A 12,542-nucleotide genomic window follows, 5' to 3' on the forward strand; every position below is an offset into this window, starting at 1 on the left:
CTTTATTCAGAAGGGGCTTGGTGCCCGCGCGGTCAGAAGAAACCGCGACGCTGCCACCAGCCACCCTTTTTGGGCTTGGCTTCACCTTCCGGCTCGGACTTCTGCCCATTGGAGACCAACTGCGGCTCAGCCGGCTTCGCGGTCTCGACCGGTTCATCCGAGGTCGGTTCAGAGTCGACCGGCGCGCTTTCGGCGACCTCGACCACAGCAGGCTCATCGGCGACCACCGGTGTGACTTCCTGTGTTTCCGGCTCAGCGGCGACGGCGTTCACCTCTTCGGCCGGTGCGGCTTTGGCGGCTTTCTTCGCACGCGGCTTGCGGGCAGGCTTGGCCGGCTCCGCGTCAGCCTCTGCTTCGACGGCATCGGCCTTCTTGCGCGTTGCCCGACGACGCTTCGGCTTCTCGTCAGACGCCGTTGCATCGTCTTCGACCGGCGCCGCTACCGGGTCTTCGGAGACGACGGCTACCGGCTCGCTATCGGCCGGAGCGGCTTCGAGATTTACGGTCTCAACGACCGCACCCTCGACTGCGTCTGCCGCATCCTGATCAGCATGTGCGGAATCGCCATCGCTCGCCTCGTCCTGGGCCGATGTCTCGTCGCCGGAGGCATCGCCATCGGAAGCTCCCAGTTCCTGGCCATCTTCGCCCTGACGATTGCGACGGCCACCACGCTTGCCACGGCGGCGGCGCTTGCGTGGCCGTCCGTCATCGTCCGTCGCCTGGACTTCGGAACCCGACTCTGCGCTGTCCGCTGCATCGTCGTCATCGTCTTCGTCGGTTTCAGTCGAACCGGCTTCGGCTGCGACGGCACCGTTTTCGTCGTCGCGGTCACGGCCCCCACGACGGCGCCTGCGGCGACGCTTCTTCCGGTCTCCGTTCTCGCCGTTCTCGACACGTGTCTCGCTGCGCGTCTCCGCGCGGGCCTCAACAGGCGCTTCGGCAACGACTGCGTCTTCCTCTTCCTCGTCCCAGACAGGACCAGCGACGCCATCGTCATCATCATCGTAATTTGCCAGAGGCACGATGGTTTCGATGCGGACCGGGTTCTCGACCGGGGCTCCGCGATCGATGGCAAGATGCGCCGAACCGATAGAGCCGTCCGCGTCGATGGTGATGGCAACGCCGAAGCGGCGTTCCATCTCCACGATGCTCTGGCGCTTCTGGTTGAGCACGTAGATCGCTGTCGCCGGCATGGTCCGCACCATCAGGTCGTGCGTCGTGCTCTTCAACAGGAACTCCTCGATGGAGCGGATCACATGGAGCGCGACCGACGACTGCGAGCGGACATGGCCCGTACCGCCGCAATGATCGCAGACCTGCGTGGTGGATTCCAGAACCGAGGCGCGGATGCGCTGGCGCGACATTTCCAGGAGGCCGAAATGCGAAATGCGACCGACCTGGATCCGTGCGCGATCGTTCTTGAGCGCATCCTTGAGGCGCTTCTCGACCGACCGGTTGTTGCGCTTCTCTTCCATGTCGATGAAGTCGACGACGATCAGGCCGGCGAGGTCGCGCAGTCTAAGTTGGCGCGCCACTTCATCGGCTGCTTCCAGGTTCGTCTGGAGTGCCGTGTCCTCGATGGAATGTTCGCGTGTGGACCGGCCTGAGTTCACGTCGATCGCAACCAGCGCTTCGGTTTGGTTGATGATGATGTAGCCGCCAGACTTGAGCGTCACCTGCGGCTGCAGCATGCGATCGAGCTGTGCTTCGATGCCAGAGCGGGCGAAGATCGGGTGAACCTCGCGGTAGGGCTGGACCACCTTCGCATGGCTCGGCATCAGCATCTTCATGAAGTCTTTCGCTTCACGATAGCCGTCCTCGCCGGATACGATGATCTCGCTGATGTCCTTGTTGTAGAGATCGCGGATCGAACGCTTGATCAGGCTGCCTTCCTCGTAAACGAGGCACGGCGCCGTGGAAGCGAGCGTCAGGTTCCGGACATTCTCCCAAAGACGCATCAGGTATTCGAAGTCGCGCTTCACCTCGGCCTTGGTACGGTTGGCACCGGCCGTGCGCAGAATGACGCCCATGCCCTGCGGCACTTCAAGCCCGCGGGCCACTTCCTTCAGGCGCTTGCGGTCCTGTGTATTGGTGATCTTGCGGGAAATACCGCCGCCACGTGCCGTGTTCGGCATCAAGACGGAATAGCGACCGGCCAGAGAAAGATAGGTCGTGAGAGCGGCACCCTTGTTGCCGCGCTCTTCCTTGACGACCTGGACGAGAAGGATCTGGCGACGCTTGATGACTTCCTGGATGCGATACTGCTTGCGCGGCTTGCGCGCCGAGCGATCCGGCAGTTCTTCGAGCGCATCTTCGGCACCGACCGATTCGACGCGGCCGCCGCCTTCTTCTTCATGGTCGTCGCCGCCGCGTCGGGCCTGGTTACGGCGTCCGCGGCGTCGCTTGCCGTCTCGTTCGCCGTTGCCGTCGTCTTCGCCTTCGTCGTCGCTGCTTGTGGCCTGATCGTCCTCTTCGTCCTCATCGTCGCCATTGTCAGCGACGGCCTTGCGGAGATCGAGGTTGCTTTCGGGCAGCTTGCCTTCGACGAACTTTGCAGCTTCGAAGTCCACTTCGCCGGGATCGCGCTCGTCGTCACCGCCGCCATCGACCGGCTCTGACACCGACTCGGTTTCGACGATGGCGGCCATCGAGCGCGGATCGCTGTCGTCGTCGTCGGTGTCGTCATCGCCGGTGAAGGATGATGAACCACCGCCCAGATCCTCGACCGCGTCCTCCACGGCCTCCGTCTCGGCATCGGCCTTGCGGCCACGGCGGCGTCCGCGCTTCGCCTTGCGCGCCGGCGCGGCATCGTCCTCGCCGTCGGTGACGTCTTCGCTCGTATCTTCGGCCGGCGCCGAAGCTGCGGCGCGATCGGCTGCCTCGTCGGCTTCGTTTTCGTGACGTGCGCGCTCGGCTTCCGCTTCAGCCTCAGCGGCGAGCAGCGCCTGCCGGTCGGCCAGCGGGATCTGGTAGTAGTCGGGATGGATTTCGGAGAAAGCCAGGAAGCCGTGGCGGTTGCCGCCGTAATCGACGAAGGCGGCCTGGAGTGACGGCTCTACGCGGGTGACTTTCGCGAGGTAGATGTTTCCCCGCAGCTGCTTCTTATGCTGCGATTCGAAATCGAATTCTTCTATGCGGCTGCCGCGTACGACAACGACGCGCGTCTCTTCCTTGTGAGACGCGTCGATAAGCATTTTGTCTGCCATTGAACTTCTGCTCCTCGGCAGCCGCGCAGCCGCGCGCCCGCCGCACCGTCAGGACAGAAGGTCCAACGGAGGGGCGGGGCGACAGATTGCAGGGTGCCGGATGTCGATATTCTCGATCGATGACGCGGGGCGGCGAACTGCGTGTCGGCCAAAGCGCCGGTCGATGACCGCCTGCCTGTCCGCTCCACCGTTCCGAACCCGAATGTCATAAAGAAACCACGAGAATAATTGTTTCCTGAAAGGCCTCATCGAGGCCGATGAAAATGCCCGATGCACGGGCGATGGGGTGGCCGAGGGCCATTAACGAAACCCGGCACAGCCGGGCGAACGCGATTCATGTCGAGGGAGATCGGGGCGGAAGGACGTCGGATGTGCCCGGGTCGGCGCTACTGCGTTTTCGCCACAGTGTCAGCCGCTGTCACGCCGGTTACTATCCCGTCATCGTCCCAATTCCTCTCTTTGCTTTTATGAATTCAAAGTTGATTAGGCAAGGAAATAAAAATGGGCGCTACCACGGTGCGGCATGCCGGATACCGTTGATCGGCCGGGCGACGGCGACGGGGGAAGGGCGGTCCGAACGGGGCGTCAACCCTTCGTTAACCATGTCGGCGCAGTGTCGCAGCGCATCTGGGGCAGACGTTCCGGACTTGTGGTCCAGGCTTGCGTCCTGCTAGCCCAAATGGAGCCACTGGCATCCGCGAACACGGCAATCGATCACGCCATGACCTGAGGAGGCATACCGAGATGGACAAGACCCGAGTAAGCCGGTGTTTCTTGTACTTGGCGGCAGCGTTTCTGGCACATCTGACAATCCTGTCACTACCCGCGCACTCCCAGGATCGCGCATCAGGCAATCGGCATCTAGCCTTCGGTGCGCGCATCGCCGGTGACGAACTGCGAACCCGAGTGGTCGTCGATTTCGAGACCGAACCGGATTTCGAGGTCCATTATCTCGACGATCCGAAGCGCGTGATTATCGATCTGCCCGAAACGGTCTTCGCGTTCGACGAGGATGCATTGCCGCCGCGCGGTCTCTTCGACATGATCCGCTATGGCGCGATGGGCCCCGGGCGTTCACGCATGGTGTTCACGGCAATCGGTCCTGTCGAACTGGAGAATGCACTCGTCGAGCCGCGCGAAGATGGCCGTGGCCACCGCTTCGTGTTCGACGCCGTCGCGACCGGCGACGAGGAATTCGCGTCGAACCTGCGCGACCAGCAATGGCGTCAGGCAGGCGGACAGCCGGGAGACCAGCCAAGCACGCAAGGCGTGACGGTCGGTGAGGGCGGCGGCGAAACGCGGCCGTTCACCATTGTTCTGGATCCCGGGCACGGCGGTATCGACGCCGGCGCAAAGGGGCGGGGCGGGACGGACGAAAAGGACGTTACGCTCGAATTCGCCAAGGCCGTGGCGGCCGCATTGGAGACGAGCGACGACATTCGGGTGGTTCTGACCCGAGACGACGACCGGTTTGTTGCACTTGGCGAACGGGTGCGGATCGCGCGGCAGCACAATGCCGACCTGATGATGTCGATCCACGCCGATTCGATTCGACTTCCCGAAATTCGCGGCGCGACGGTCTATACGCTGTCCGACCGAGCCTCAGACGCCATGGCGGCCGATCTTGCCCGGCGCGAAAACCGCGTGGACGAACTCGCCGGTGTTGCCACCGGCAGCGAAGACGAAGACGTGGTCGACATCCTGCTCGATCTGACCCGACGCGAAACGCAGGTGTTTTCGGTCGGTCTTGCCCGTTCCGTTCTCGACCGGATGCGTGGCGAGATCCGGCTGATCAACAACCCGCATCGATTCGCCGGTTTCTCCGTCCTCAGGGCGCCGGATGTGCCCTCGCTGCTGGTCGAACTCGGCTATTTGTCCAATGTCGAGGACGAGAAACTGCTTAACGACAAGGAGTGGCGCACCAAAACGGCGGACCTCTTGGCCGATGCGATCAAATCCTTTCGAGCGCAGGTGTTTGCGGCCGCAAAGGATTTGTGAATGCCACTTGGTCGCGATATGCTGTGGCCAACTGGAAACACGTTCCATCCATTCGGTTCGATAGCGACTTCTGAGGGGCCATGAGCCCTATTTTGCGCACATTCCGCGGGGTAGGTCGGGACAACGACGTGCGCCGTTCGAACGGCAGCAGTCGAATGAGAAACGAACAGGCTCGGCAGACGCGATATGATCAGACTGATTGGCTATTTCTTCGGGATCGGCACCATCTTCGCCCTTATCGCCGCAGCTGCCGTCGCCTGGTATGTGGTCGACGTTACGGAAGACCTGCCGGATTACGAGGTTCTCGCCAACTACGAACCACCGGTCACGACGCGGTTCCACGCCGCTTCGGGCGAACTCATGGCCGAATACGCCCGTGAACGGCGGCTTTTCCTCCCGATCCAGGCAATTCCGGACCGGGTGAAGGCAGCGTTTCTTTCCGCCGAGGACAAGAACTTCTATTCCCACCCCGGCATCGATCCGATCGGTCTTGCGCGCGCCATCGTCGTCAATGTCCAAAATCTTGGATCCGGTCGGCGGCCGGTCGGCGCATCGACCATCACGCAGCAGGTTGCCAAGAACTTCCTTTTGAGCTCCGACCAGACGATCGATCGCAAGGTCAAGGAAGCGATTCTCTCGTTTCGCATCGAGCAGGCCTATTCCAAGGACCGCATTCTCGAACTCTATCTGAACGAGATCTTCTTCGGATATGGCGCTTACGGTATTGCCGGTGCTGCGCTTTCCTATTTCGACAAGTCGGTCAACGAACTGACGATCGCCGAGGCGGCCTATCTCGCCGCACTGCCCAAGGCACCCTCAAACTATCACCCGTTCCGTCAGACCGAGCGCGCCGTCGAGCGCCGCGACTGGGTCGTCGATCGGATGCTCGAGAACGGCTACATCAGCACGGAAGAAGCGCGCGAGGCGAAGGCGTCGCCCTTGGGCGTGGAGCCGTCGACCGGCAATTCCACGCTCTTTGCGTCCGACTACTTCGCCGAGGAAGTGCGTCGTCAGATCATCACCCGTTATGGCCAGGATGCACTCTACGAAGGCGGCCTCTCCGTTCGCACGACTCTGAACCCGCAGATGCAGGTTGCCGCCCGCGAAGCACTGCATCGCGGCCTGATGTCCTATGATCAAGAACGCGGTTTCCGCGGTCCGGTGGAGACGGTCGACATTTCCGGCGACTGGGGCGTTGCCATGGCCGAAATCAACGAACTCGCCGACGTACCGGAGTGGAAGCTCGGCGTGGTTCTCGAGGTCAACGATGCCGGCGCCACGATCGGCCTCAAGCCGCGGCCGACCGGTTCGGGCGAAGTGGGCGAAGACCGTGACACCATCACGCTGTCGGCTGCCGGCATGGAATGGGCTTACCGTCTGAATATCGATGGCCAGTCGTCGACGGCAAGCAGCCCTGCGGGTGTCCTCAATCCAGGCGACGTCGTCTTCGTCGAGGAAACAAGCGGCGAGAATGCCGGTTGGCGTCTGCGCCAGCCGCCGGAAGTGCAGGGCGCCCTGGTGGCGATGGATCCCCATACCGGCCGTGTTCTGGCTCTGGCTGGTGGATTTTCCTATTCGCAGTCGGAATTCAACCGCGCCACGCAGGCGATGCGCCAGCCGGGTTCGGCCTTCAAGCCATTCGTTTATGCAGCCGCGCTCGACAATGGCTATACGCCTGCTTCCGTGGTGATGGACGCTCCGATCGAGGTCGTGTCCGGCAATGAGATCTGGCGTCCCAAAAACTATGGTGGCGATTCGGCAGGTCCTTCGACGCTCCGACTTGGCATCGAGCGATCGCGCAACCTGATGACGGTGCGTCTGGCCCAGGACATGGGGATGGATCTCGTCGCAGAGTATTCGGAACGCTTCGGGATTTACGACGATCTGATGCCGTATTTGCCGATGTCGCTCGGCGCCGGCGAAACCACGGTTTTGAGGCTTGTCAGCGCCTATTCCGTTATCGCCAATGGCGGAAAGGCCATCGAGCCTTCGCTGATCGACCGCGTGCAGGACCGCTATGGACGAACCGTGTTCCGTCATGAAGAGCGCGTCTGCGAAACCTGCGCAGCGAATGAGTGGCAGGGACAGGAAGAGCCGGTGATCGCCGACAACCGTCAGCAGGTTCTCGACCCGATGACGGCCTACCAGATGACCTCGATGCTGGAAGGCGTCGTCACCCGGGGCACGGCGGCAAGCGCTGTCGATCTTGGCCGCCCAACGGCTGGCAAGACGGGAACGACGAACGAGGAACGTGACGCGTGGTTTGTCGGCTATACGCCGGACCTCGTGACGGGCGTCTACATGGGCTTCGACAATCCGCGCCCCATGGGTCGCGGGTCGACGGGTGGCGGACTGGCCGCACCTATTTTCAACGAATTCATGAACGACGTGCTGGAAGGCGTTCCGCCGGCTGACTTCCGAGTTCCGGAAGGCTTGAACCTGATCGCCATCGACCGCCGCACCGGCATGGCATCGAATGGCCAGGGCGGCGACGTCATCATGGAAGCCTTCAAGCCGGGCACGGGCCCCGCCCAGGACTTCTTCGTGATCGGCAACCTGGAAACCTACCAGTCGAGCGAGGAGATCATCCAGTCCTCGCCTCAGGCCAACCGCGCCGTCACCTCCGGCGCCGGCGGCCTCTACTGAGCCGTCTAAATCAGGTCGGGTCAGTCTGTTGACCTGAAGACCTTTACAGGCCGGAGCCTCGTGACTAGGTTCCGGCCACGAAACGACAAATCCCATTCGACACGCAGGAAGAAGCACGCCAATGCGCTCCGAAACCGCATCCGTCGTCGACGACATCAAGCAGGGGTTGGCCCTGCTGAGGAGGCATCTTTGACTGGGATCAATCCGTCAAACGCCTAGACTACCTCAATCACAAATCCGAAGACGCAGCCCTCTGGAACGATCCGATGGAAGCTCAGAAGCTGATGCGCGAGCGTCAGTCTCTCGAGGATTCCATCACCGGCATCCGGGCGCTCGAAAACTCGCTGGAAGACAATCTCGGCCTCATCGAACTCGGTGAGGAAGAGGGCGACGATGGCGTCGTGCGTGAGGCGGAGCAACTCCTGAAGGAGATGCGTGCCGAGCTTGATCGACGTCAGATCGAAGCGTTGCTCGCCGGCGAGGCCGACAGCAACGACAGCTATGTCGAAATCCATTCCGGCGCCGGCGGTACCGAAAGCCAGGACTGGGCCAATATGCTCATGCGCATGTACACGCGCTGGGCCGAGCGGCGGAAGTTCAAGGTCGAGGTCATGGAAGTCCATGACGGCGAAGAGGCGGGCATCAAGTCGGCGACGCTGCTCATCAAGGGACACAATGCGTATGGTTGGCTGAAGACCGAATCGGGCGTTCATCGCCTGGTGCGCATTTCGCCATTCGACAGCCAGGCTCGTCGGCATACCTCCTTCTCGAGCGTCTGGGTGTATCCCGTCATCGACGACACGATCCAGATCGAGATCAACGAGAGCGACTGTCGCATCGATACCTATCGTTCGTCGGGTGCAGGCGGCCAGCACGTCAATACGACCGACTCCGCCGTGCGCATCACCCATATGCCGAGCGGGATCGTCGTGCAGTGCCAGCAGGAACGCTCGCAGCATAAGAACCGCGAAAAAGCGTGGAACATGCTGCGCGCGCGCCTCTACGAGGCAGAGCTGAAGCGGCGTGAGGAAGCCGCCAGCGTCACCGAAGCGTCAAAGACAGAAATCGGCTGGGGCCACCAAATCCGCTCCTACGTCCTGCAGCCGTATCAGCTGGTCAAGGACCTGCGCACCGGGGTGGAGAGCACCAACCCGCAGGAAGTGCTCGACGGATCGGTCGATGCGTTCATGGAAGCCGCGCTCGCCCACCGCGTCCATGGCAGTGACGAAGCGATTGAAGACGTCGACTAGATGTCTTGGACTGGGACGGCGTCAGTCAGTTGCTGGCGCCGTCAACAGTCATCTCGCCGAACTCATCGACGAAGAGTTCGAGCATTGCCGGCTCCGGCGCATCCGGAGCGTCTTTGATATAGATGAATGCGGCAAAACCCGGTGACGCGGAAACGCCGGTCGAATTCTCGGGCCGGATATCGGTGATGAACCCTGCGCGCTCAGTGATCTCGTTGACCTCGGTTGAATCGAGAAGTTCCGGGCCGTTTTCGGTCAGCGCGATGCGTTGGAGATAGAGGCGCGAACTGTTGTCCTCGCTGCGGAGGGCCAGCGCTCGATAATAGCCGCGCTGATCCGGCTCAGCGTCGGCGGGCGCTTCCGCCTCTTCGCCGTCGGTCTGCTCGGCAGGCTCATTTGACTCCCAAAAGCCGCCGCTGACGACGAACAGCAGGCGAGGGGATAGTTCCTGTGCCAGATCCCCGGGCTCCTGTGCGGAAGCCGAGTTCCATCCCAAGAGTGCGAGAGAAAACGCCAGCGCCAAACAATGCATTGTTCGTTTCGACATCACTGCGGGCATCCTTCGTAAAGCGTCCAGTTGCCGGAGGATATGCTGCAATGATGACGGTTCTCAAGGCGGGCACGCATCGTAATCGCCGCAAGTAATTCAAAGATACTGTTAAAGATGAACCGCATCTTCCATATCGCAAGGGAAATTATTGTTTCCCGGTTTGGTTGAACGTGACGGTCTTAGCATCGATTTCGAACCTCCGCCGGTGGTTCTGCAAACTTCAAATCATTAGTTTGTTCGATGTCGCTGCCGCTTCGCGCCCATCGCGTGCGGCACAATTCTATCAAGTTGCTGAAACGCGACGAGATGAAAAGGAACGACCTAATGATTATCAGGAAATATTCGATCATGGCGCTCGCGGCCGTGAGCTTGGCATTGCCGGCCACGGGCCTAGCCGTTGCACAAGAAGCGGCCCCAGCGCAGCCTCAGGCCGAGCAGCCCATGGCGGAGCAGTATTCCGACGATACGCTTCGTTCCTTCGCCACGGCGTTCCTGCAGGTTGACGAGGTCAACCGCGAGTACACGCCGCGACTTCAGGAGGCGACGACGCCTGAGGAGCAGGAGCAGATCCAGGCGGAAGCCAGCCAGCAGATGGTGAGCATCGTGGAGGGATCGGACGTGACGGTCCAGGAATACACGTCCATCATGCAGGCGGCCCAGGCCGACCCGGCTTTGGCTGAGAAGCTGACCCAATACATCGGTGAAGCGTCGGGTAGCGCACCGGCTCCGGCGGAGTAACTGGGCCCGTTCATCCATGCGGGTCTAGATTTCGGCCCAAGCGTCTCCCACTTGGGTCGTCGAGCGGCTGCCGGATTCGTCCGGCGGCCGTTTCTACGAGCGGATAGGGAATTCGATGCTGCCCACGCCGTCGATGACGAATTGGACGGCCAGTGCCGCGAGTATGACGCCCAGGAGTCGCGTGAGGATCATGCGGCCGGTGGCGCCGAGAAAACGGTCCAACCGCTCGGCGATCACGAGCGTCCCGAACAGGATCAGAATGCAGATGAGGATCACGCCGACCAGTTCGGCGCGCTCGACGGGTCCCTGGAAAGAGCCGGAAAGCAGGATGATCGCCGAAATCGCGCCGGGTCCCGCGACGAGCGGAATTGCCAACGGAAAGACGGCGATGTTGGAGATATGATCCTGCGTGATTGCGCGTTCGGCGGTCGTCTCGTGCCGCTCCTGCCGCTTCTCGAAAATCATCTCGAAGGCGATCCAGAAGAGAAGCAGGCCGCCGGCGATCCGGAATGCGCCGAGCGTGATGCCGAGCAGCGAGAGAATGGCGGAGCCCGTGATCGCGAACACGCTGAGGATGATCGCCGCGATGATGCAGCCACGCAGGGCGACCTGAAACCGCTGCGCCCTGTTCATGCCGTCGGTCAGGCCCAGAAAGATCGGTGCGAGGCCGGGCGGATCGATCAGGACGATGATGGTCGCCAGCGCATTGAGGAGAAGGTCGTAGTTCATCGCGCGGCTCTCACGGAAAAAGAAGACGGCGGAAGCGCTGGATGCGCTCCCGCCGCCAATGGCAGTATCTTGGACGAGTTAGTTGCGCTTGGAAACCGGGACGTACTCGCGCTGCGGCTCGCCCGTGTAGAGCTGACGCGGACGACCGATGCGCTGGGAAGGATCTTCGATCATCTCGTTCCACTGGGCGATCCAGCCGACGGTGCGTGCGAGTGCGAAAAGCACCGTGAACATCGTGGTGGGGAAGCCGAGCGCCTTCAGCGTGATGCCCGAATAGAAGTCGATGTTCGGATAGAGCTTCTTCTCGACGAAATAGTCGTCGGTCAGCGCGATGCGCTCCAGTTCCATGGCGACGTCGAGCAGCGGGTCGTCCTTGATGCCGAGTTCACCCAGAACCTCATGCGTGGTCTTCTGCATGATCTTGGCACGCGGATCGTAGTTCTTGTAGACGCGGTGACCGAAGCCCATCAGGCGGAACGGATCGTTCTTGTCCTTGGCGCGGGCAATGAACTCCGGAATGCGATCGACCGAGCCGATTTCACCGAGCATGTTGAGCGCTGCTTCGTTGGCGCCGCCGTGGGCTGGGCCCCAGAGGCAGGCGATGCCGGCCGCGATGCAGGCGAACGGGTTGGCGCCCGACGAACCGGCCAGGCGTACAGTCGAGGTCGAGGCATTCTGCTCGTGATCGGCATGCAGGATGAAGATGCGGTCCATGGCGCGCGAAAGCACCGGATTGACCACATATTCCTCGCACGGGACGGCAAAGCACATGCGCAGGAAGTTCGACGTATAGTCGAGGTCGTTCTTCGGATAAACGAAGGGCTGGCCGACGTGATACTTGAACGCCATCGCAGCGATCGTCGGCATCTTCGCGATCATGCGCAAGCTTGCGACCATGCGCTGGTGCGGGTCGGTGATGTCGGTGGAGTCGTGATAGAAGGCCGACAGAGCGCCGACCACGCCGCACATAATGGCCATGGGATGCGCGTCGCGGCGGAAGCCGGTGAAGAAGCGCGACATCTGCTCATGGATCATCGTGTGATGCGTCACGCGATAGTCGAAGTCTTCCTTCTGCGCCTTGGTCGGCAGTTCCCCGTAAAGCAGCAGATAGCAGACTTCGAGGAAGTCGCCATGCTCGGCCAGCTGCTCGATCGGGTAGCCACGGTGAAGAAGAATGCCCTCGTCGCCGTCGATGTAGGTGATCTTGGATTCGCACGAAGCTGTCGACGTGAAACCCGGGTCGTAAGTGAAGGCGCCGGTGTGCTTGTAGAGCTCGGCGATGTCGTAGACTTCAGGGCCGATCGTCCCCTTGCGGACCGGAAAATCCACATCTTTGCCGTCCACGGTCAGTTTGGCGCTTTCAGTCATATCGAACCCTTCCCAATCTCTCCGAAACATGAGCGCATTCGTCAGAAAGGCGCCCATGGC

General features: G+C 61.6%; 8 protein-coding genes. 4 read left to right on the forward strand and 4 right to left on the reverse strand.

Annotated features, from left to right (window positions below):
- Positions 1 to 32 precede the first annotated feature (32 nt).
- On the reverse strand, positions 33 to 3,206 hold the full coding sequence (locus tag GC125_RS11165) for an Rne/Rng family ribonuclease (protein WP_151985734.1): 3,174 nt from the start codon (positions 3,204 to 3,206) through the stop codon (positions 33 to 35).
- A gap of 744 nt (positions 3,207 to 3,950) precedes the next feature.
- On the opposite strand from GC125_RS11165, the gene GC125_RS11170 reads away from it, so the two are divergent.
- The 3 genes from GC125_RS11170 (at position 3,951) to prfB (ending at position 9,100) form a co-directional block, all read left to right on the forward strand.
- A complete protein-coding gene (locus GC125_RS11170) occupies positions 3,951 to 5,204 on the forward strand; it encodes an N-acetylmuramoyl-L-alanine amidase (RefSeq protein WP_151985735.1) in 1,254 nt (417 codons plus the stop codon).
- Positions 5,205 to 5,390: 186 nt separating this feature from the next.
- Positions 5,391 to 7,850 carry a penicillin-binding protein 1A gene (locus tag GC125_RS11175; protein WP_151985736.1) on the forward strand — a complete coding sequence of 820 codons (2,460 nt, stop codon included), beginning with the start codon at positions 5,391 to 5,393 and terminating at the stop codon, positions 7,848 to 7,850.
- Positions 7,851 to 7,971: 121 nt separating this feature from the next.
- Positions 7,972 to 9,100, forward strand: a protein-coding gene (prfB, locus tag GC125_RS11180) for a peptide chain release factor 2 (RefSeq protein WP_151985737.1) whose coding sequence is annotated in 2 segments (ribosomal slippage) — positions 7,972 to 8,040 and positions 8,042 to 9,100 — 1,128 coding nt in all. Because the reading frame shifts where the segments join, the coding sequence is not laid out codon by codon here.
- A gap of 25 nt (positions 9,101 to 9,125) precedes the next feature.
- On the opposite strand, the gene GC125_RS11185 is transcribed toward prfB, so the two are convergent.
- Positions 9,126 to 9,695, reverse strand: a complete 570-nt coding sequence (locus GC125_RS11185) for a hypothetical protein (protein WP_199864554.1) — start codon at positions 9,693 to 9,695, stop codon at positions 9,126 to 9,128.
- 276 nt (positions 9,696 to 9,971) lie between these two features.
- Here GC125_RS11185 and GC125_RS11190 point away from each other — a divergent pair, with 276 nt between their 5' ends.
- Positions 9,972 to 10,385, forward strand: a complete 414-nt coding sequence (locus GC125_RS11190; protein WP_199864555.1) for a DUF4168 domain-containing protein — start codon at positions 9,972 to 9,974, stop codon at positions 10,383 to 10,385.
- A 93-nt stretch (positions 10,386 to 10,478) separates the two neighbouring features.
- Here GC125_RS11190 and GC125_RS11195 read toward each other — a convergent pair whose 3' ends face one another.
- Both GC125_RS11195 and gltA read right to left on the reverse strand, forming a co-directional pair.
- Positions 10,479 to 11,114, reverse strand: a complete 636-nt coding sequence (locus tag GC125_RS11195; RefSeq protein ID WP_151985740.1) for a MarC family protein — start codon at positions 11,112 to 11,114, stop codon at positions 10,479 to 10,481.
- 78 nt (positions 11,115 to 11,192) lie between these two features.
- Positions 11,193 to 12,482 (reverse strand): citrate synthase, encoded by a 1,290-nt coding sequence (gene gltA, locus GC125_RS11200; RefSeq protein ID WP_151985741.1) that lies wholly within the window; start codon positions 12,480 to 12,482, stop codon positions 11,193 to 11,195.
- Positions 12,483 to 12,542 lie beyond the last annotated feature (60 nt).

Source organism: Rhizobium sp. EC-SD404 (genome assembly GCF_902498825.1).
Lineage (GTDB): Bacteria > Pseudomonadota > Alphaproteobacteria > Rhizobiales > Rhizobiaceae > Georhizobium.

Coding starts and splice junctions, on each gene's coding strand:
- GC125_RS11190 (WP_199864555.1), top strand. CDS start 9,972: ATGATTATCAGGAAATATTCGATCATGGCGCTCGCGGCCGTGAGCTTG.
- gltA (WP_151985741.1), bottom strand. CDS start 12,482: ATGACTGAAAGCGCCAAACTGACCGTGGACGGCAAAGATGTGGATTTT.
- GC125_RS11195 (WP_151985740.1), bottom strand. CDS start 11,114: ATGAACTACGACCTTCTCCTCAATGCGCTGGCGACCATCATCGTCCTG.
- GC125_RS11175 (WP_151985736.1), top strand. CDS start 5,391: ATGATCAGACTGATTGGCTATTTCTTCGGGATCGGCACCATCTTCGCC.
- GC125_RS11165 (WP_151985734.1), bottom strand. CDS start 3,206: ATGGCAGACAAAATGCTTATCGACGCGTCTCACAAGGAAGAGACGCGC.
- GC125_RS11170 (WP_151985735.1), top strand. CDS start 3,951: ATGGACAAGACCCGAGTAAGCCGGTGTTTCTTGTACTTGGCGGCAGCG.